The following is a 21,841-nucleotide window of genomic DNA, read 5'->3' as shown; positions in this document are numbered from 1 at the left end:
GGACTAACGCAAAATATAAATGTCAGTTTTACTGCAGGCGTTCTAGAAACCAAAACATAGCAGTGGTGCCTAGGACGTAGGGGAGTGTGGGACGTAGGCAACGTAGTCGCATTAAGCCCAGTTGTAGGAGTGCAGCGGCAATCAATATCCAGGCGGCGAGGAACAATAGTTGGCCGAGCTCGACTCCGAGGTTGAACGCGAGTAGCGCGAGTAAAATCGAATCCGGATCCATGCCCAGCTCTGTCAATGCGCCAGCAAAGCCGAGTCCATGAATGAGCCCAAAGCCAAATGAAATCGCCCAGGGCCATCGGCTGGCTAGGGTCGTTTGGCTTTTGTGCATGAGTAAGATCTCTTTGGCCAAAAAGGCGATGCTCAAGGCGATCAAGGTCTCTACGAGCACGGGGTTGATTTGTAAGACGCCTATAATTGCTAAACCGAGGGTTAAACTATGCGCCAGTGTGAATGCACTGACGGTTAAGAGTAAGCGGCGCCAGCCTGCAACCAGCATGGCCAGTCCCGCTACGAAGAGTAAATGATCGTAGCCTTCGAGTATGTGCTCAAAGCCTAAAGCAATGTAGCGGCGCATGGTTTGCAGTGAAGATCCTGAGCCGGCGGATAGTGCGCTTAGTTTAATGCAGATACCAGATTCGTCGGCCTTGAAAAACTGCCGTGAGCGTGTGCCGTTAAGCCAGATCGCACTGGCGAGTACGCCATTGCGGGCCCAGGGTAATACGATTTGATCCTCATCGGTGAGCGAGCTTCCGTTTGTTGTCAATCGCAGTCGTTGCGGCCCGTCGCGCAAGCTTGGCTGTTCGACGTAGGTATAGCCAGCGGGGAGTTTGGGGATGCCGTAATTACTGATTTCGCCGGGTGGAATGTCGTAGCGAAATTCGTATGTGGATGCTGCGATCTCCTGAATTTGAAAACGGTCCACACCCAGTTGGTGCGCGAGAGCCGGGCAGACCGTCAGTAAGCAAATAAAGCAGCTGAAGAATATAGATGAAGCATTCATGGTCGCAGGTCTTGATACGCAGCTGGTAGTTCCAGTTGGTACTGACGGGCGATCTCAGCCAGGCGTTGCTCCATCTTGATTTTAATTTGTTCGTTGATCCAATGGCCCTTAACGGTGCTACGAATTTGCTCGAAGGGCTGTTCTCCTGTGCTGTTTTTGCGGATGACTCGTATGAAATGTGTGCCGATTTTGCTCCGTATCGGTCCCGTCCAATTCCCTGGTTCGCACGCCATGATTTGCTCTGCCGCTGATTCCCCCAGATTCAGTTTGAGCGCAGGTAAAAAGGTGAGAGGAATCGGATTGGCTAGGCGAATCGCCTGGCCGAAGTGCTCGCTAGGCTCACCTGCATTGAGTCGATTGCGGAGGTCGGCTGGAATCTTCAGTTGGTCCGGCGGGAAGGATACATGTTCAAAGGCGACACTTGGGGGTGTACGATAGCGGGTGGCATTTTCTGTCCAGTAGTTGCGTAGGTCTGCTTCGCTGGGTTCGGCTATGACTGGCTCTAGTTCACGCTGCATCTCGCGTATGAGGGCCTTTCTCAGATAGGGTTTACGATAGGCCTCATACTGGAGTGCTTCTTGGTACAGTAGCTCATAACGCAGGTGTTGTGCGACCAAGCGCTCGGTGTCGACGCTTCCCGGCGTGACTCGTGGGTCGCTTTCGTAGGCCTCCACCAGTCCAGCGATGGTGGCTTCAGTAATTTGAATAACAGGCCGTTCATCATGAGCACGCAAGCCCATCCACCACGCGATCACTAGTGCCAGCACTAGAAAATGCAGTAGGGGTTCGTTTGCATACTTACTGAATGCAGATGAGTTGATTTTGAGCATCGAGTTGTATCAAGAAAGGTGACCTGCATGCTTCGCACGCAGGCCACCTGATCAGTTGAGTGTGGTTAGTTGTTGGAGAGATCGATGCGGTAGAACTCTTTGCCTGCTTCCTTAGGCATGGACCACTGCAGGGGGGCGCCTTCATCGGTCCAGTTTATCAGGTCGGGACTTTTTCTCATTTGAACTTCTAGCTCGACGGTGTTGCCGTCCGTTTGGATCAGCATGTCAGCTGGGTTGAGGTCGAGAATCATATCATTGGTATAGAGCCCGAAGCGTGTTGGATCGTTTTGTATCAGATCGACCACTGCGCGGTTGTTATCAAGAGGGTTGCTGCCTATGGCGATTTCGTCGGCATCGTCGATGCCATCGCCATCGCTATCCGCCTTGTCCGAGTGTGTGCCGTAAATGGCAAATTCTTGATAATTGTTTAGACCGTCTCCATCATCATCATAGTCTTCGTCGTAGTAATCGAGAATGCCATCTTCATCCAAATCACTGGCGCCCAGTGGTAGATTGATGTCGAAGTCTTGATCGGATGATGTCAGGTAGTTGTCGTAGAGCGGTGAGTAAGAGGAGAGCTTTACTGTCTCGCCATCGGATTGAAACTCCAAGATCCGCATATAAGCTTCGCCACCGAGATTGCGCATTTGGTAATTCACGAGCATTTGGTGGACCGGTTCGCCAGCAAGGTTGTTGTCGACTCGATAGCCTGTTCCGTCGCCTAATACGTGACCGTTAAAGACCCATGCGAAGTTGTAATCTTTAATAAACTTATCCCAGATTTCTTGCCCGTCGTTCACACCACCGGGGGTGCTGTAGTAGTGAGGGTTGTAGTTTTGTGGGTTCGCGGTATCGGTGATGTCGTAGCGCAGGTCGTTGTTGTTGACAAATGCGTGGGTGATTAAAATGCCCTTGCGCGATGGATACTGATCGTAGATGGAGCGTGCCCATTCCAGTGTGCTATCGCGGGGGCCCCATTCCAGTGCAATGATAATCCATTCGACACCACCTGCTTCGAATAAGTGATAGCTGTTGTCCATTTTGTTGGCTTCCATCACTCCGCCGAATGTCGTCCAGTCGTCGTAGTCGCTCTGCTTGAAGTAGGTGTTCATGTGGGTGTCGCGCGTGGCGGCATTTCCACTGGGACCGTAGTCATGATTTCCTGTCACAATTGCGTATGGAACGACGCCGTCGAGCATACCCATTGATTCGCGAGCGGCTTCCCATTCCGGGATGGAATTGTTATTCACGATGTCACCGAGGTGCAGTACGTAGCGGATGTTGTGAGTGCGCGCGTGTTGACGAATCCAACTGGTCTGCGCACTGAAGACGCCCGGGTAGTTTTGCGAGTAAACTTGAGTGTCTGGTAGCAGCACCAGGGACCAAGCCCCCTTGCCGATTTCACTGTTGCCGGGTTGCGGAGTGATTTCCAGCGCGGGTGCTGTGACATCGCGGACATCGGCGCAGTGAGTATAGAGGTTGTCAAAAAAGGGCTCGTTGAAGGCGGCCAATGATTCGGGAGCGACATCAATATCATTTTTGAGAATCTTATCGTTACCCATAGCGGCAAGCACGATACGACCTTGGCCGTAAGCTCCTTCCATTAGGGCTGGGTAGCGTGCATCTGTATCGCCCGCTAGAATGACTTCGAATCCGAAGAATGTATAGAAGCTCTCCCATACCACATTGTCGCTGTAGGATCCACCGATTCCGTTGACAAACTCGACAATTGCAGGGCTACCTGAAACGGGGATGTTTGCCATCAGCGGATGTTCTGGGGACAATACGTGTGCTTGTGCGAAGTCGTCGTCCACACGGCTAGCGTTCTGTGTGGTCGGGAAGAATGGAGGCACGGGCTCTGTTTGATCGGCTTGTGCCATTTGTACCAGTAGGCCGCCACGGTCGACAAAGTTATACAGATCATCGGAGTATTGTGCCATGTAAGTGGCATACGCTTCGCTCTCGGAAACAAAAGAGCCGATGAAGATTAGGTCCACGTCCTCAGATGGGTTTTGTGTATTATCGTAAGGGGATTGGTCCAAGGCGAGCGTCTCTACGTGGAAGCCCGCCCGGCGTAGTAACTCTGCGGCGCCGGTGCGACCGCTGTATGGATCGGCGGTTTCCCATACATACGCAGTTAGCCCTTCGGGGTTGGCAGTGTTGGGGCCTGCACCGGGATCAGGTGTCAATTCGGGTGTAGGGGGAATTTCCGGATCTGGAGTGCGGAGGGCCGTGGGGGCACGTCCTGCGACTTCCATTAAGCTCAGTGCTCCGAAATCCGAAGAATTTTCATTGATTTCAACCAGCACCTGAATCTCGCCATTGGCATCAGGTTGAACGCCGTCAATGGAGGCCACGTTATTAATGTTGCCGACGGCCTCCAGTGATACAGATGCGGCTGTGAGGCCGGTTGCAGTATAATCGGTCTTGAAGCTTTGGGGTGCCAGACGGTTCGTGGTCACTAGGAATTTGAAATCGTATACGGTGTCTCCGGATGGATCCAGTCCTGAGATCACTAGTGCCGCACTCTCATCGGAACTTCTTTGGATATAGAAGAAATCACCTGTTGCAGCGGGCACGTAGATTGACTCGCTTCCATCTGTATTGGTGCTGGCTCTAAAGAATGAATCAGTGATTTCGATGGTGACACCAGTGGCAATGGAGCCACTTCGGTTAGTCACGTTTGTCAGTGTGTCGAGTGTCGGAATCGATGTGGCTGAAAAGTTGTTCCAGTAATATCCATATTGATCCGGACTCTCTGTTGTTTCATTGCTCAGTCCAAAATCGACTAAGAATCGCACTGGGTTCAATGCTTGAATTTCTGCCTGGCTTAAGGCTTCGTCGTAGATGCGAACATCATCGATCAAGCCATTAAAGTAAGGCTCGCCATCTTGGTCGCCCCCGATGCGTGCTTGTGACCAATTGAATGCATAGCTGTCATCGAGTAGTTCGATGCTGTTGGTTCCGGCGACGGCTCCATCGACATAGAGGGTCACCACATCGCTGCTGCGATCATAGACGGCGGCTAAGTGGTGCCAAGAGGTCCATGTGTTGGTGGCTTCGACAGCTTCCTCGCTGTAGCTGTTGACCTGGTCCAGATTACCGCCAGGTTGCGATGTTTCGGAGTAAGTGACGAATCGTCCATCCGGCATAATGCCGAGGCTGGCAATGGGTTGATCTCCATTCTGTCCGAGCTGAAGGATATAGGTATAATTACTGCCAGGATGGTCGATTTGTTTGACCCAGGCCGTTAAAGTGATCGAGGAATTAGCGGGGAAGTGTGGAATGGCAGTCTCGGCTTCCAGATCTAGATAAGACGCGCCGTCTGTGTTGAAGACCGAGCCTCGCTCGATATCCGATACGATCGATCCCGTGCCACCTGAGAGTGCGGCGTGATGTTCGTTGCCCGAAATATCAGCGTAGTTGTCTGTAAAAGTGTAGTGAGCCACCAAGCTGGCTTCGGCGCTGATACCGAGGCAAAGCAGGGAACTGATTATAGTATGTTTTATATATGTAGGCTTCATTATGTGGAGATCATGAGTTGTCATTGAGAATGATTAGGCAGCAGAGTGAGCTAGATTTTTGAGCTCGCTGGATGGAGGCGCTTCGGCAGTTTCTTGTGCCTTGTGAGCTTGCCATTGAACTCGGGCGTGAATCAGAATTCTGTAGTGGGTATGCAATACGGAAAATGAACCTCACTAGATCTTAACATTGCTGGGACGGTGCCTTTACGCATTCGAAACAATTGAAGTCTCTATGTGATCATGAATCGCACTGGAGCTTGTTATGCTGACTTTCAGTTTAATGATTGGATGCGGGCTAATTGAACCTTAAGTGCCTGTCTTATTGGTCGTCATTCTTGTGCCGCGACTGCGTTAGTATAGATTTATACGCACAAAAAGGCCCTGCATGAAATATGCAGGGCTTTGCGAAGATTAATATGTAGAGCAAGTCTTACACTTATTTCGGCGATTACTTCAATGTCGAGAATTGTTGTAAGCTGTATGATTCTAGCAAAAAAAAAATGGTCGAGGGTTACAGTTTGGTGACTGTTGTGAGGCGCCGGCGTTAAATCGTTCAAATCGATCAAGTATCGCTATTTTGCTGATTGAAAATTTACAGTGAGGTCGTGAGGAATTGACGTCTGTCCGTGTTGTTGCGGGTGGTCACTGTTTTAATATTTGTAAGTTCTTTATCTCATGTTTAATCAAAATATGCTTCGCCGTTCACTTCTGATTTCAGGTGCACTTGTTGTCGGATCGACGCTATCAGCTCATGAACTTCTGCTTACGGAGTTACTATCCAATCAGGAATCTGCTGGAGGTGAGGATTTTTGGGAACTGACGAATGTCGGCACTGCCGCAGTTGATTTATCTGGCTGGTCGTGGGACGATGATAGCCAAACCGCCGGAGTCGTTGAAATTCCTCAGGGCACTCAGATCGCTCCCGGGGAATCGGTCATCTTTACATCGGCGGATGCATCTGTTTTTCGCACTTGGTGGGGCTTGGATGCCAGTGTGCAGGTGATTGTGGATCCGGATGCACCCGGCTTGGGCGGGGGCGACGGGATCGCCTTATTTGACGATGAGGATCAGTTGGTTTTGTTTTTTAGCTACGACGTGGATGGCTTTACGCTTTCAGACGGAAGCTCGGCTCTGGGGGATCATGCGGGGCTGTCAGCTGGTGGTTTATCAAAAACTCAATCGTTGGTGATCGATCCTAGGTATGGAATTTATTCGCCGCGTTACACCTATGCCGATGGGCTGACTTTAGGCACGCGTGCATCGACCATAGATGCGGGCGATTTGGCTTCTCCAGGAATTGTCAGCGAACAAACTTTTGCAGATGTTCTGATTTTGACCGAGTTGCTATCCAATCAGGAATACGCTTCCGGGGAGGACTTTTGGGAGCTGACGAATGTAGGATTACTTCCGATCGATCTAGGTGCTTGGTCTTGGGATGATAATAGTGAAACTGCGGGTGTGGTTCCCATCCCAGCCGGGACATTCATTCAATCCGGAGAGTCGATCATCTTTACCGCGGCAGATGCTTCGGTGTTTCGTAATTGGTGGGGGATCGCGGAGAGTGTTCAAATTCTCAGCGATGCTAGCGCACCTGGCTTCGGTAAGAATGATGGTGTTGCTTTGTTTGATGATGCGGATAATCAAATCTTTTTCTTTAGCTATGAGGCCGGGGGCTTTACGCTATCCGATGGCAGTGGCTCCGCGGGTGAACATGCGGGCCCATCGGCAGGGGGCACACTGGATTCTCAATCTTTGGTGATCGATCCTGCATTTGGCAGCGAGTCGCCGCGATATACCTTTGCAACTACGGAATCTGCGCTTCATGCAAGTGATTTCGGTAGTCCCGGTCGCAGTGGACTATTGGATGCCGGGAGTAGTGGCCCAGCGTTTGATCTGAGTGTGGTGGTGTCTCCTAGCACCTTTGCCGAGAGTGCGGCTAACCCCGCTGCTGTAGGAACCGTCACACGTAGTGGGGATACTACTACAGATTTATTAGTTGAGCTGACTTCCAGCGACGCGGGTGAAGCGAGTGTGCCTGTTGCGGTGACCATTCTTGCTGGGCATGCGTCGGCAGATTTCGATGTCACGGCAGTCGATGATAGTTTTCCAGACGGTTCGCAGTCCGTCACGGTGACTGCAATTGCCAGCGACGCGAATTCTGGCACTGCAGATCTGGTGGTCGAGGATGATGGAGATGTTTTATCGATCAATGTATTACTGACTGAGGTGTTGACCAGCGAGTCGGATGGTGCGCCCAGCGGTGCTGAGGATTATTGGGAACTGACAAACTTTGGGGACAGCACCGTGGACCTGAGTGGCTATAGTTGGCATGATAGTGGTCGTTCTGCGGTGTCGGCTGAAGCATGGGCCTTGCCGGAGGGCAGTCAAATTGCTGCAGGCGAGTCTGTGATTTTCACCGAATCTGATCCCGCCGTATTTCGTGCGTGGTGGGGCTTGGATGCCAGTGTGCAAGTTTTTCAGTCGCTTGGAGCGCCGGGCTTGGGGAAGGGCGATGGAGTTTCGTTCTTTGATGACGCCGGTAATGAAATTTTCTTCTTCAGTTATGCGGGCGGTGGCTTCGAACTAGAGGACGGTTCTGAAATGAGCCTAGCCAGTGAACATGCGGGTGTTGCGGGGGGCGGTGATGCGACCGTCGCATTGGTCTGGGTGCCATCTTCGGGCACTGAGAGTCCACGTTACACGGCCGCTACGGGAAGCAACTTTGGCACGTTCACTGCGGTTGCGCCCGCTTCCGAAATCGGCTCGCCGGGAAATCAAGGTGTGATCATTCCCTCGATCAGTATCGGAGATGCCTCGATCGCCGAGGGGGATGCGGGAACGGTGGTTCTTTCTATGCCAGTGGTGCGTAATGTTTCAGATACCGCATTCACTGTGGACTATGCCGTGACAGGAGGCAGTGCAAGTGCTGGAGTGGACTATATAACTTTAGACGCGGGAACGCTGAGCTTTACGGCTGGGGGCACTTTCGAGCAGTCGATCGATGTGACTGTGAATGGAGATGCAATTACAGAGCCGGATGAGACGATTGTGATCACTCTGTCTAATCTGGTGGATAGTGTTGGAAGCACCATTATTAAGAACGCCAGTGGTACCGGCACCATCATTAATGATGACGCGGTGGCACCGAGCATCGCGGCTCAGCCTGGCAGCACGACCATTGCAAGTGGTGGTGTCACGACATTGAGAGTTCGTGCCGAAGGTTTACCACAGCCCACTGTTCAATGGTATATCGGAGAGTCGGGAGATATTAGTCAGCCCGTGATTGGTGCGACTAGTGCTACATTCATCACTTCGGTGCTTGCTGAAGATACTCACTATTGGGCGCGCGTGACGAATAGTGCGGGTAGTGTGGATTCAGATACAGTGACCGTATCGGTAGTGGCTGGAGTGAGCTCTGTTGACTTATCTACCTATGTGCGTGTCGGCCGTTACGATCTGCCTGAACCTACGCGCACTGCCTTGCCCGAGGGGACGCCCGCGCATAATCTTTTGACGCAAGAGGCCTCTGGTGTCGCTTACAACTGGGATACGGATACACTCTTCATTGTTTGCGATGGTGGTCGTTCTATTACGCAAGTCTCTAAGACCGGGGAGTTGATCGATACCATGACTATGGCCTTAGGCGCGAGTGCTCAAGGCACCGACTTTTATGATCCAGAGGGGATCACATATATTGGCGATGGAGAGTTTGTATTCGCAGAGGAGCGCGACCGTCAATTGGTCCGGTTCACATACGCTGCAGGCACTACTTTGTCGCGGGCGGATACGAAAACGGTAAAAATCGGCACCTTTGTTGATAACACCGGGACTGAAGGACTGTCGTATGATCCACTGACTGAAGGCTTCATTTGTCTGAAGGAGATTTCACCTCTGGGCATTTTTCACACGACTGTTGATTTCGATGCCGGCACTGCGTCGAATGGTTCGGCTACGACCGAGAATTCAGTTAATCTGTTTGATCCTTCACTGGCTGGCATGTCCGATTTCGCGGATGTGTTTGCCTTGTCAAACTTGCCTGCGATGAGCGGCCAAGCTCAGGAAGGGAACTTGCTGTTGTTAGGGCAAGAAGATGCACGCATCGTCAATATCGATCGTGCGGGAAATATCTTGAGCACACTGAATATTACCTCCGACTTGGGGAATCCTTTATCCATCGCGAACCAACAGCACGAGGGCTTGACGATGGATGCGGCCGGAAATCTCTATGTTGTCAGCGAGAACGGTGGCGGTGATAGTGATCATCCACAGCTCTGGGTGTATGCGCCGGCGACTCTGGAGAATCAGGCTCCGACAGATGTGGTTCTTGAGAATACGGTTTATTCTATCTTGGAGAATAGCAGCACCACTTTTGCGCTGAAACTGGCAGACGTCGTCATCGTGGATGACGGCTTGGGCAGCAATGAGTTCACGATCACCGGCGCGGATGCCGCCTATTTTGAGATCGACGGTTTTGAGTTATTCTTAAAGGCCGGCACAGTTTTGGATTTTGAGTCAAAGGAGTCTTATACGGTGACGATCGAGGTGGTTGACAGCTCGCTCGGTGGCCATCCTGATGTGTCCACTTCGTATACTCTGGAAGTGGGGGATCAAGTGGTGGAGCTTGCGCCAGCTCCTGCATTGATCATCTCCGAGATCGCGCCATGGTCGAGCGGTGATAGCCCGATCGGGGTAGACTGGTTTGAGCTCACAAACACCAGTGGGGCGGCGGTTGATATCACCGGTTGGAAAATGGATGATGGTTCGGGTAGTTTCGCTAATGCAGTCGCTTTGAGTGGCATTAGTTCGATTGCTGCGGGCGAATCGGTGATATTCCTAGAAACAGACGACTTACCGACAACTGAAGCTCTTTTCCTCAGCACTTGGTTTGGAGACAGTGCTCCTGCTGAGTTGCAGCTTGGCAGTTATGATGGTTCTGGCATCGGGCTGAGTTCTAATGGCGATGGGGTGCATCTTTATGATGCAACGGGAGCCTTGCAAGCGAGTGTGACTTTTGGGGCTTCACCTGCTACGGCACCATTCTCCACTTTTGATAATTCGCAGGGGATCGATGCCGGAGATGTCGAGCTATTGAGTGTGGCTGGATATCAGGGGGCCTTCATTGCTGCCAATGATGTGAATGAAATTGGTTCTCCTGGAGTGGCTGCTGCGGGGCAGCTGGTGATTTCGGAAGTGGCTCCGTGGAGTAGTGGTAACAGTCCGCTGGGTGCTGATTGGTTTGAAGTGACTAATATTGGAGCACGCACCGTCGATATTACTGACTGGAAGATGGATGATGGATCCGAGTCGCCTGTAGCCGCGGTACCGCTGATGGGAATCACCGGTATCGCGCCAGGCGAGTCGGTGATCTTTATAGAACTGGTGACTAATCTCACGGATGCGAAAACCGCATTCGTGAATCTCTGGTTTGATGGCGAGCTGCCTGCGGGGCTCCAGATCGGTGGCTACTCGGGCTCGGGTGTGGGCTTAAGCTCCGGCGGAGATGCAGTTAATCTGTATGACACCAATAACGTCCGCCGCGCCAATGTTGCTTTTGGAGCTTCCGCGTCGGGCCCGTATGCGACATTTGACAATGCGGCTGGCCTCAACGTGGCGATTGTTTCGCAGCTCAGTTCACTGGGAGTGAATGGTGCCTTTCAGGCCGCGAATCATGCGGATGAGATCGGCTCGCCGGGCACGATTGCACGTATTGTCAGCGGGGCGTATCATGCATGGGTCGAGCAATATCCAGAATTGGACCTGGAAGACACGGGAGCCTTGGTCAATGGAAATGTGCTGCCTAATTTACTCTTGTTTGCCTTCGGCTTGGATCCGGATGTGAATCACACTGGTGTCACGCTCGAGCTGGGCGAGGGCGGACTTGTGCAGCGTGGCTCTGAGGTGTTGTCATTGCAAGAAGTGGGAGAGACTCTTGAGTTCTCGATCTGCTTCCTGCGACGTTGCGATGCCTCACAGCTTGGAATTCGTTACATCGCCGAATTTAGTTCCGATTTGGTCGAATGGACGGCTGCATCGAGCGCGCCCGCGGTCTTAGATACAGATGGCGAAGTCGAAGTGGTTGAGGTGTCTTCACCTATCGTTGATACGGATGCACAGTTTGCACGTATCCGAGTCGTGCAAAATTAAAGCCACGGGGCGCTATGCCTCTAGCTTACCTACAAAGTTCTCGAAGGCTTGGAGTGTCTCTTTACTGACGTGATGCTCCATGCCTTCGGCATCCACTTCTGCGATTTCCGCGCTGACTCCGAGCTTTCTTAAGAGTGCGACAGTTACGGCATGGCGATGGCGTGCATCCTCTGCAATCGCACGTCCTGCGTCGGTTAGGAAAATAGAGCGGTAGGGCTCGCTGGTGACAAAGCCATCGCGTTGCAAGCGGCGTATGGTCTGGATGACTGTGGCATGCGAAATGCCCAGACGATTCGCGAGGTCTACCACGCGGGCCTCGCCAGTCTGTTCTATCAGGTCAAAGATGGCTTCAAGGTAGTCTTGAGCGGTTTCCTTTAAATGCTGTTCACGGGTCGCTTTCATCGCTTTTGCCTGCGCCTCGGAGCTACGAGAGTAGGTCAGTGATTGCCGTGCTGATTTCGTTGTTTTCGTCATGAGATTGTGAATATGCGCCTAACTGTGTGGCGCTGGCAAGTGCTCCCTTTGGGTTTGTGTAAATTTATAACATTATTTATGCATATTTATATAATGTAGTGTTGACTACATTGTGAATTGGTGGGAACAAATAGGCAGGTTAATTCGTCAAAGCCCTTCTCAGTGGCTGTGTGATCTTCATGTGAGGGGATTTTTGAAGGTTTATTTTATTTCTAATATAAGTCTTCGAGATCTAGCGTTAACTCTGAATTGTTCATCAACTTATGGAATCAAATACAATTATCAGTTGGAACCGTGCGGGCAAACTTAGCTGCTGTCTACTGGCAGCGGTCGCTGTTTTAGTTTCTGGCTGTGTTCCGCAGGATGCGCAGGACGATTTGGTTGCTTCGCCGCGTTTGGAATATCCTTATCAAGTGGGCACTACAGTGGCCATGCTCACGGATGTGGTGCGTAAGGTGGCCGGTGAAAAGGCACAAGTTAAGGGGATTATCGGCGAAGGTATTGATCCCCACTTGTATAAGCCGACTTCTTCGGATGTGAAGCTTCTGCAGGCATCGGATATCATCTTCTATAGTGGTTTGAATCTCGAGGGAAAAATGGGTGACGTGCTGGTTCGCATGGCGACTTCGGGTAAGCCAGTCATTGCAGTTACTGAGACGCTACTCAACGATGGTAGCTATGTGATGACGGACGAAGCCGATCATTATGATCCACATGTGTGGATGGATGTCGGAGGCTGGATTCAAGCGACTCAAGTGATTGGTGAGTCCTTGGCTCGATTCGATCCGGATCAAGCTGAGTTATACCGAAAAAATACCCAATCTTATACGGCAGAATTGGAGCGGCTTCATGCATACGGCAAGCGGGCCTTTGCGACCATTCCGGAAAGTCAGCGTGTTTTGGTGACTGCTCACGATGCGTTTAATTACATGGGGCGCGCCTATGGACTTCAGGTGCGTGGTATACAAGGTATCAGCACTGAATCGGAAGCAGGTTTGAAGGATATTAATGATCTGGTGGACTTTCTGGTGGATCACCAGATTCCCGCTGTATTCGTCGAAAGTTCCGTTTCTCAGAAAAACGTACGTGCGCTGATTGAAGGCGCACGGGCGAAAGGTCACGATGTTCAAATCGGCGGTGAATTGTTTTCTGATGCCATGGGGGAAACGGGCACCTATGAAGGCACTTACATTGGTATGCTCGATCATAATATCACTACCATCGTTCGCGCTCTTGGTGGCGAGGCCCCCCGGCAGGGGCTCAACGGCCAGCTCACGTCTCATTAATTTGAATTGAAGTCTCTCTGGAAAATGGACGATTGCAGAGCCGCTTTTGATTTTTCATCCATTTATATCGTATGAAACCGAGTTCTCTATCTACTGAACCAGCGAGGCGCAAAGCTGCTGCCTCTATCCCGCATCCTGAACACCCTAAGGATTGTCCGCTGGCTATTCATGATCTCACGGTGGCCTATCATCGTAAGCCCGTGATTTGGGATATTGAGCTTAATATCCCGGAAGGCAGTCTCGTTGCGGTTGTCGGGCCCAATGGTGCAGGCAAGAGTACACTGCTCAAAGCCTGTTTGGATCTCATTCCGAAGACCTCCGGGTGGGCGCATGTGTATGGCAAGCCTTACGCCAAGCAGCGACACCTTGTCGGTTATGTACCGCAGCGTGAAAGTGTGGATTGGGACTTTCCCGTTAGCGCGCTTGATGTGGTTGCGATGGGGACTTACCGTGAGCTGGGATGGTTTAAGAAGGTCGGTAAAAAGGAACGTGCCCGTGCGCTGGAAGCGATGGAGCAAGTGGGCATCGGTGATTATGCGCACCGACAGATTAGTCAGCTTTCCGGGGGGCAACAGCAGCGGGTGTTTCTGGCGCGGGCTCTCGTTCAGAATGCGCAGGTCTATTTCATGGACGAGCCTTTTGCCGCGGTAGATGCCGCTACGGAACAGGCAATTGTAGAGCTATTGAAGGCATTGCGCGATCGCGGGAAGACATGCATCGTCGTTCATCACGACCTGGCGACTGTTTCCAAATATTTTGATTGGGTGGTGTTATTGAATATGCGTGTGGTGGCATCTGGCCCAACTAGGGAAGTCTTTACCAGAGATAATTTACGTAAGACCTATGGTGGTAAACTCGATTTACTCGAAAACGCTTCCATTGCTCTGAGCCAAATTTGAATTGTGCTATGCTAGATACCATCACTGATGTCCTTTTTCTTAAGGATCATAACACCCGGGTGGTTGTTATTAGCGTGATGCTGTTAGGGGTGTCATCCGGAGTGATTGGAGCATTCTTACTGCTACGTAAACGCTCCCTGATGGGGGACGTGCTTTCTCATGCCACGCTGCCGGGGCTTGGTTTGGCTTTTGCCACCATGACTGCTTTGGGCTATTCTGGAAAGAGTTTGCCGGGGCTGCTTCTGGGCGCGACAATTTCCGGAGCGCTCGGGCTGCTGCTGATGCTTGCTATTCGCTCGACTACCCGTCTGCGCGACGATGTGGCGATGGGCTTTGTTTTGAGTGTTTTCTTTGGGCTCGGGGTTGCTGTGCTCGGTATGGTTCAGAAAATGCCCGGTGCCAATGCCGCCGGGCTGGAGTCTTTTATCTATGGTAAAACTGCCTCCATGGTGCTTCAGGATGCACAACTGATCGGTGGCGTGGCTCTGTTGATTAGCGTGTTAGCGGTGCTGTTCAAAAAAGAGTTCACTCTCATTTGCTTTGACGATGGCTACGCCGCCGCTCAAGGCTGGCCGGTGATCTTACTGGATGTGGTGATGCTTGCGCTTGTCACATGTGTCACTGTGATCGGCCTGCAGGCGGTCGGACTCATCTTAATTATCGCGTTCCTGATTATCCCTGCCACGGCCGCGCGTTTCTGGACGCACCGGCTCGAATATATGATTCTATTGGCGGCTTTGATCGGAGCGCTGAGTGGTTGGCTGGGTGCCTCCTTTAGTGGTATTTTTGGTAATATGCCTGCCGGTGCCATCATCGTGCTGGTCGCCGCGACAATATTCTTGTTTAGCATGTTTTTTGGCCGAGCCCGGGGACTTGTGCCGCGCCTACAGGATCAGCTCCGGCTGAAACGTCGCGTCGGTCGTCAGCATTTGTTGCGGGCCGCTTATGAAATTCTAGAGCAGCAACCCGGCCCACTGGCCAATGTGCCAGTGGACCGAAACTCTCTGTTCGAGCATCGCTCATGGTCACGGCGTGAGTTTAACCGCTTTCTTGCCCACGCTCAAGTCGAGGATCATTTAGAAACTTGCACCGACGATGAGATTCTTCTGTCAGAATCAGGCTTTGGAGAGGCTGCGCGTATGACGCGGAATCATCGGCTTTGGGAGCTTTATTTAATTCGCCATGCCGACATCGCACCGAGTCACGTCGATCGCGATGCGGATATGGTCGAGCACATTCTCGGAGCTGAAATGGTCCGTCAGCTCGAAGTCGAGCTGGGCAACCCGGGGCATTTCTCAAGCAGCCCGCATACGATCAGTTCCAAATGAGCACTCGATCATTCATGTAATTTCACGATACCACTCACTCATTTATAAATATATGTCTTGGACTACTTTTGATACATGGATTGCTGTGACGGGTATGCTTTGCGCGATATCCTGTGCGATCCCCGGCTGTTTCCTGGTGCTTCGTAAAATGAGCATGATGGGGGACGCGATCAGCCACGCCGTGTTACCGGGGCTTGCGATTGCATTCTTTGCTACGGGGACACGCGATAGTCTGCCGATGTTTATTGGTGCCGCGGGCGTGGGGATACTGACGGCCTTGTTCACACAATGGATTAGCCAGTTTGGGCAAGTGGACCGGGGAGCTGCGATGGGGATCGTATTCACCACGCTTTTTGCGATCGGACTCATCTTGATCGTTCGTGCCGCAGACCATGTCGACCTCGATGCGAGCTGTGTGCTGTATGGTGCCATTGAGCTCACTCCACTCGACATGGTGAGGCTGGGGCCCTTCGAATTGCCCCGTGCTGCTGCGGTCAATGGGACGATTTTGTTAGTCAATCTTGTGGTCGTGATTCTTTTGTTCAAGGAATTGCTGATCAGCTCATTCGATCCTGGGCTCACTGATACCCTTGGTTTCTCGCCCGGCTTTATGCATTACCTACTCATGACTATGGTTGCAGTCACTACAGTCGCCGCCTTTGAATCCGTAGGGAGCATCATAGTGATTGCAATGTTGATCGTGCCCGCCGCGACCGCGTTGCTGATCAGCCGCAGACTGGTCCCAATCATTATCATAGCCTGTGGCGTTGGCTCCGCGTCCGCATGGTTGGGACACTATTTGGCCATCCGCATTCCACCTCTGTTTGGAATTAGTGATACCAGTAGTTCTGGCATGATGGCCTTTGCTGCTGGCATCTTATTCACTTTGGCATGGATCTTCGCGCCTAATGAGGGGCTGATTGCTCGCTTTATGCGTAATCGTGGTGGTCGGGATCAGCCGGCGCGGGATCTGACTGGTGTCTGAACGGGGCCAAGCTTGTTCCATTGAATAAGTGGCGCTTGGTGCGCGAGTTTGCCTCGCACTTTGTATAAAATTGCCTGAGGTTCTTGTTTATGAATTCATCCGTAGCTCGCATCTATCGCAGTGTTTGGCCGACGATTTGTTTGCTAGGGATGCTGCTGACGGCGGCATCCTCCAGGGGCGAATCGATTACGCTGTCTTCCTTGGCTGCCATTGAGCCACCCGAGGCGGAATTGGCGGAGCATATGACTCAACTACAAATTTATACGCATAAATTGTTCGCTGTCTGTGGCAGCTAAGAATGTTCCCTTGGCTCAGTTTTATTTATATGAATCGCTTGCTAAGCTGAAACAGATGCAGGAAGTTTTTCCAGAGTATGAGACTAAGCCGATCGCACTTCTGATCGATCGTGTGGCACTCGATTCTTATCAGCCTTTGAATGCACTGCTCAAAGAGAAAGGATCTACGGTCACCAGTGAGGAATTTGACCATGCTTTGAAGGTGATCGTAAATGCATGCAATGCCTGCCATGTCACGTGCGAGACTCCTATCCGTATTAAACGAAATCTGACTAACCCCTACATGCAGGATTTTAATCCATAGCCTAGTATGATGATCCGAGCGATCTCCAGTATGCGATTTGTTGCAATCATAGTTCTAAGTCTTAGCTGTGTCTACCCCGCACTCTTGCTGGCAGAGGTGGCGACTCCGAGTATCGTGGAGATCTGCGCGAGCAATGGACCGGGTGCGCCGCAGGTGATTGAGCGCCACAGTCTGGGGTTTATTGTTGAAGAGGAGGGCTTTTTACTCACCAGCTATGAAAGCTTGACCAAGCCTGAGACTGGCACGCTGCTATCCCGATTTGAGGTGTCTTGGGATTCTGGCACTGGCACGTCGCGCTATGCTGCGCGTATCATCGGAGTCGAGCCGACTTTAAATTTTGCAGTTTTAAAGATCGAGCGTGAAGGAGGTTTTGCAGCATCAAAGATCTTGCGAGATGATAGCTTGGTTGCTGGCGAAGAAATTTTTGCAGCGACTCAAGCGAATGCTGTTTCAACACATTTAGTCGTTGGACGCTTGGAGGCGTTAAATAGCAAGGAATGCTATCAGCAGGATCTGACGGCGACTATGCTCGCTGCGGAGATAGACATTCCAAGTTCCGGTATTGGCGGGCCCGTTTTCGATCGGACTGGTTCGGTGATTGGAATGTTTACCGGCTATCATCCTCCCGAAGATGACGACGACCAGGCGAACGAGGCTGAGCTGACTCACATCCTCCCCATTTTCCTGGCATTTAATATTTACGATAGCATCAAGCAACGGCAAAGCCTTGCGTCTCCTTGGACAGGTTTTTCTGTACGTCCCTTAAACGAGGTGGAGCGTCGACAATTTCCCGTTGCGCAGGGGCAATTTACCGGAGGGATTGCCTTTGAGTATATTTGGGAGAGTAGTCCGGCCGCAGCGATGGGCTTGGCTGTGGATGACATCCTATTGCGTTTTGCTTACTACCCGATACATTCGCCGGCTGATTTTCAAAAGTGGCTCTACTTGTATGGGGTGGGGCGAACGGTAAAACTTTATATCCTGCGAGATGGTGAAATCCTAGTCAAAGAATACACGATTGAAGAGCGCCCTAGCTGGGTCAAACCGCTTTAGTTGATCACTTTTGCTGCGTGTTTCACCATAAAGATATGCCCGTCAGCTAGACTGGAGGCTCCATGCGTTGGACTGTAACATTCATCGCGAGTAACTCGGCCGGATCGCCAAATTGGGTGTAGATGGCGACATCCGCTGCATCGCGACCGTAGGCGATGGCGACACGTCCGCCCTGTAAATGATCGCGAGTTGGGTCGAAGGTATACCACCGGCCGCCGACATAGGCTTCAAACCACGCATGCAGGTCCATTGGTTGCAAGTCTTCCAAATAGCCGACCACCATTCGAGCTGGAATGGAAAGAGCACGACAGCAGGCGATGCCCAGATGTGCGAGATCACGACAGACTGCATCTGATCGTTGGTTGACTTCAGTTGCGCTTACGATGTCCATGCCAGAGCCTGGCGTGTAGCGTATCGTCTGACGAATGTAGTTTACGATTGCGCTGCATTGGTCATAGCCGGGGGCTTGTCCCATTACGATCGAAGCCGCCATTTGGCTAAAGCGGTCGGATTCACAAAATCGGCTCGGGAGTAGGAAGGGCAGTGTTTCCTCCGGTAGTTGCTGTATCTCGACAAAGTGGGCCCCAGAGGCGACGTCCGATGACTCTGCACATTCGACATTACCGAGGTGCGCACTGAGAACCGCCCTGGTTGTGCCACCAAGCGCTGGCACAAATTACCAAAAGGATCTGTAAACTCGACGACTGGTGTGCGAGGGCTCAATACGTATTCTTCGCGGCCGACCCACTGCTGCCAGCCGCTGCGTGGCCGTAGCATAAAGAGAAAGGGGCTTGGCACTGTAATATTGAAATCGAGAGAGCAGCTAGCGTGTATCCACATAATTATACGGTGTGTTTTGAAGAGATTATCGAAAAGCTGTCGTGGATTATGGATGACGTCGAGCGTGCGGAGCCTAAATCAAGTGAAATTTTATATTTCGCTTCGCTTTAGCATTTGTTTTTCAGGCGTTGGGGGCTAGGTTTTGCAGTATGTTTACAGGAATCGTTGAAGAAACTGGTAAGGTGATCTCTTTTGAGGAGACCGAGAGTGCATGGCGTCTGGTCTTGGAAGCGCATGCGGTGACGCAGGATTTACAGCTGGGGGACAGTGTCGCCGTTAACGGTTGCTGCTTAACTGCAGTGGCTTTTAGTGCAGATCGGATTGAGTTTGATCTTTTAGAAGAGAGCAAGCGCTTGACTTCAATTGGTGGCGTGGGTGTCGGGGGGAAGGTCAATCTCGAACGGGCGCTGCTGCCGAGCACACGCATGGGCGGGCACTTTGTGTCGGGGCATGTCGACGGCACGGGGGTGATTGAGGCGATCGAGCCGCGTGGTAAAGATTTCTATTTCCGTATACAGTGTGATGCGGATAAGTTGCGCTATATTGTGCATAAGGGCAGCATAACTGTGGATGGTATTTCACTGACTGTCGCGGAGGTGGATGAAACTGGCTTTGCGATTTGGCTCATCCCACACACGATGGAGGTGACCAATCTGCACACCAAAAAGGTGGGCGACCTAGTGAATTTGGAAAACGACCTGATCGCAAAATACGTCGAGAAGCTCTTTGCGAAGTCGTAGGAACTCGCTTTGTGCTCTTGTATTTCTGCAAGGACTGGCGTATCTTGCATGAACTATGATCGATCTCGTAAAGAAAAGTATGTTGGCCGGCATTGGCGTGGCTGTCGTGACGAAGGATAAAGTTCTGGAGTCGCTGGATGAATTGGTAGTCAAGGGCAAGCTCACTAAGGACGAGGCGTCTGCGATGTCGGATAAAATCGTTGAAGAGGGGCGCAATGAAACCGAAAAGGCGAAAGTTGAAGCGAGTAAGCTTTTTTGTGATATGTTGAATCGCGCTAATGTGGTGACCAAGGATCAATATGATGCGCTGGCCGCTCGTGTGACCGAACTTGAAGGTCGTCTGCACAAAGAGTTTCCAAATGGGGACTGAGGTTGCCTCGAGCGACTTGTTTTTTGTAGGGGCTTCACTTGTGACGCCCGTGTCGTGTCAGGGGGCTTTACCGGCGCAGCCCCAGCAGGATTCTTTACCTAATATATGAAACCCTTCAATTACTTATCCAATGCAGTGCGTGCGCCCGAGATTGTGGCGATCTTGGTGCGTTGGGGGTTTGAAGATTTATTACTACAGCTGGATACGCCGCAGTTCTTATTAAAGAATCTGGTGCGTAAGAAGGTGACGCACCTGACTGCTTATGAGCGTGTGCGGAATGCCTGTGAGGAATTGGGCCCGATTTTTGTCAAATTTGGGCAGATTCTTAGCACCCGTCCGGATCGTTTGCCAGAGCCGCTGGTGATGGAGCTTAAGAAGTTGCGTAACGATGTGGAAACGCAGCCCTTTGAGACTATTAAGCCGGTCGCACTCAAGGCTCTGGGGCGTGAACTGGAGGAGGTTTTTGCCGAGTTTGATCCGAACCCCGTGGCCGCGGGTTCGCTCGGACAGGTCTATCGAGCGAAATTGATCTCCACTGGAGCTGAAGTGGCTGTCAAAATACAGCGCTCCGAAATCCATAAAACGATATCCGCAGATATGGAGATCATCGGCTGGTTTGCCAAGCAGGTGCATGCGCGTATTGAAGAACTGAGGCCCTACAATTTTCCTTCCTTGGTTCGTGAGGCCGAGAAGCGCCTGGAGGAGGAGCTGGACTATCGCAATGAGGCGGACAATGCGGAGATCTTTATCGCTTTAAATACGGAGCAGGCAAATGTCTTCGCGCCGAAGGTATATCGCGAGCTGACTTCGCGCCGACTGTTGGTGACTGAATGGGTCGAAGGTTTTGCTCCGGACCAAATCACGCTAGAGCCTGAAGTCGCGGAACGGGTGGCTCGCATGGGGGGAGAGTCGATTTTTCACCAAATTGTGGGCACAGGCTTTTTTCACGCGGACCCGCATCCTGGGAATATGCTGATTACAGACGATCAGAAGATTTGCTTTATTGATTGGGGGCAGGCGGGGCAGATTACTATGCAGATGCGCTTTCATCTGGCAGACATGTTTGCTGCGATCACAGAGCGGGATGCAGATAAAGTGATACGGGTCGCTCAACACATGTCGGTCGATAATCGGCGAATCGATCGTAGGCGTTTGGAAAAGGAAATTACCTTTTTGCTGAACAAGCACCGTGAGTTTGGGCCCACGGGCACGAAGATGGGCACCGTCGGTTTGGAAATGCTCTATTTATTTGGCAGTAACGGTATCGAAGTTTCGCCCGACTACGCCTTACTGTCGAAGTCTATCCTCTGCGTGGAAGAGACCGCACGGATTTTGGATCCACACTTTGATATTCAGAAAGTGGCGCGCCCTTACTTGGTTAAGTTAAACAAGGAGCGCTGGAGCTTCTCCAGTATTCAGCGTCAGACGTTGTTTCCGATGTTGAATATGTTTCGCAGTATGCAGCGGATACCTGAAAATATGCAGCGCATATTACAGAAGGTTGAAGATGAAAAACTGCAGATTAATTTTCATCACACCGGCACGGAGAATATTGAAGAGACGATTAATGCTTCAATGAACCGCTTGACGGTGGGCATCATTATCGGGTCCTTGCTGATGGGCTCCTCGTTGGTGATCACCACGGGGGTGACGCCCTTACTCTGGGGCTATCCGGCGATTGGTATCGTCGGCTTTCTTGTCTCTGGATTGCTTGGTATTTATATCGTGATCTCAACTTTGCGTAAGCATCATTAAG

General features: G+C 51.5%; 15 protein-coding genes and 1 pseudogene. 11 read left to right on the top strand and 5 right to left on the bottom strand.

Annotated features, from left to right (window positions below; genetic code table 11):
* Positions 1-28: 28 nt before the first annotated feature.
* The 3 genes from SH580_RS09365 to SH580_RS09355 form a co-directional block, all read right to left on the bottom strand.
* Complete coding sequence (locus SH580_RS09365; protein ID WP_319834733.1) at positions 29-1,012, bottom strand: HupE/UreJ family protein; 984 nt, start codon at positions 1,010-1,012, stop codon at positions 29-31.
* Positions 1,009-1,842, bottom strand: a complete 834-nt coding sequence (locus SH580_RS09360; protein ID WP_319834732.1) for a peptidylprolyl isomerase — start codon at positions 1,840-1,842, stop codon at positions 1,009-1,011. Before SH580_RS09360 ends, SH580_RS09365 begins: the two co-directional genes overlap by 4 nt.
* 65 nt (positions 1,843-1,907) lie before the next feature.
* Positions 1,908-5,366 carry a LamG-like jellyroll fold domain-containing protein gene (locus SH580_RS09355; protein ID WP_319834731.1) on the bottom strand — a complete coding sequence of 1,153 codons (3,459 nt, stop codon included), beginning with the start codon at positions 5,364-5,366 and terminating at the stop codon, positions 1,908-1,910.
* Positions 5,367-6,041: 675 nt separating this feature from the next.
* Here SH580_RS09355 and SH580_RS09350 point away from each other — a divergent pair.
* A complete protein-coding gene (locus tag SH580_RS09350) occupies positions 6,042-11,510 on the top strand; it encodes a lamin tail domain-containing protein (RefSeq protein ID WP_319834730.1) in 5,469 nt (1,822 codons plus the stop codon).
* A gap of 12 nt (positions 11,511-11,522) precedes the next feature.
* On the opposite strand, the gene mntR is transcribed toward SH580_RS09350, so the two are convergent.
* Entirely contained in the window at positions 11,523-11,984 is a 462-nt protein-coding gene (gene mntR / locus SH580_RS09345; protein WP_319834729.1) for a manganese-binding transcriptional regulator MntR, read from the bottom strand.
* Between the two features lie 263 nt (positions 11,985-12,247).
* On the opposite strand from mntR, the gene SH580_RS09340 reads away from it, so the two are divergent.
* From SH580_RS09340 to SH580_RS09310, 7 genes are all read left to right on the top strand, one after another.
* Positions 12,248-13,270, top strand: a complete 1,023-nt coding sequence (locus tag SH580_RS09340) for a metal ABC transporter solute-binding protein, Zn/Mn family (protein WP_319834728.1) — start codon at positions 12,248-12,250, stop codon at positions 13,268-13,270.
* A gap of 71 nt (positions 13,271-13,341) precedes the next feature.
* Positions 13,342-14,169 carry a metal ABC transporter ATP-binding protein gene (locus tag SH580_RS09335; protein WP_319834727.1) on the top strand — a complete coding sequence of 276 codons (828 nt, stop codon included), beginning with the start codon at positions 13,342-13,344 and terminating at the stop codon, positions 14,167-14,169.
* 8 nt (positions 14,170-14,177) lie between these two features.
* Positions 14,178-15,497 (top strand): metal ABC transporter permease, encoded by a 1,320-nt coding sequence (locus tag SH580_RS09330; protein WP_319834726.1) that lies wholly within the window; start codon positions 14,178-14,180, stop codon positions 15,495-15,497.
* A 52-nt stretch (positions 15,498-15,549) separates the two neighbouring features.
* Positions 15,550-16,482, top strand: a complete 933-nt coding sequence (locus SH580_RS09325) for a metal ABC transporter permease (RefSeq protein ID WP_319834725.1) — start codon at positions 15,550-15,552, stop codon at positions 16,480-16,482.
* A gap of 89 nt (positions 16,483-16,571) precedes the next feature.
* Positions 16,572-16,778, top strand: coding sequence for a hypothetical protein (locus tag SH580_RS09320; protein WP_319834724.1), 207 nt, complete (start codon positions 16,572-16,574; stop codon positions 16,776-16,778).
* Positions 16,768-17,082, top strand: a complete 315-nt coding sequence (locus tag SH580_RS09315) for a hypothetical protein (protein WP_319834723.1) — start codon at positions 16,768-16,770, stop codon at positions 17,080-17,082. Before SH580_RS09320 ends, SH580_RS09315 begins: the two co-directional genes overlap by 11 nt.
* A gap of 30 nt (positions 17,083-17,112) precedes the next feature.
* On the top strand, positions 17,113-18,135 hold the full coding sequence (locus SH580_RS09310; RefSeq protein ID WP_319834722.1) for a S1C family serine protease: 1,023 nt from the start codon (positions 17,113-17,115) through the stop codon (positions 18,133-18,135).
* Between the two features lie 46 nt (positions 18,136-18,181).
* On the opposite strand, the pseudogene SH580_RS09305 reads toward SH580_RS09310, so the two are convergent.
* Positions 18,182-18,975: pseudogene (locus tag SH580_RS09305) on the bottom strand (transglutaminase domain-containing protein).
* 149 nt (positions 18,976-19,124) lie between these two features.
* Here SH580_RS09305 and SH580_RS09300 point away from each other — a divergent pair.
* The 3 genes from SH580_RS09300 to SH580_RS09290 all read left to right on the top strand — a co-directional run bounded on the left by SH580_RS09300 (position 19,125) and on the right by SH580_RS09290 (position 21,840).
* Positions 19,125-19,715, top strand: a complete 591-nt coding sequence (locus SH580_RS09300; protein ID WP_319834720.1) for a riboflavin synthase — start codon at positions 19,125-19,127, stop codon at positions 19,713-19,715.
* Between the two features lie 55 nt (positions 19,716-19,770).
* Positions 19,771-20,085, top strand: a complete 315-nt coding sequence (locus SH580_RS09295) for a phasin family protein (RefSeq protein WP_319834719.1) — start codon at positions 19,771-19,773, stop codon at positions 20,083-20,085.
* A 105-nt stretch (positions 20,086-20,190) separates the two neighbouring features.
* Positions 20,191-21,840 carry an ABC1 kinase family protein gene (locus SH580_RS09290; protein WP_319834718.1) on the top strand — a complete coding sequence of 550 codons (1,650 nt, stop codon included), beginning with the start codon at positions 20,191-20,193 and terminating at the stop codon, positions 21,838-21,840.
* The last annotated feature ends 1 nt before the right edge of the window (position 21,841 follow it).

Source organism: Coraliomargarita algicola (assembly GCF_033878955.1).
Lineage (GTDB): Bacteria > Verrucomicrobiota > Verrucomicrobiia > Opitutales > Coraliomargaritaceae > Thalassobacterium > Thalassobacterium algicola.
The sequence above is the reverse complement of the archived record's forward strand: the minus strand, read 5'-3'. Positions and strand labels throughout refer to the sequence as shown.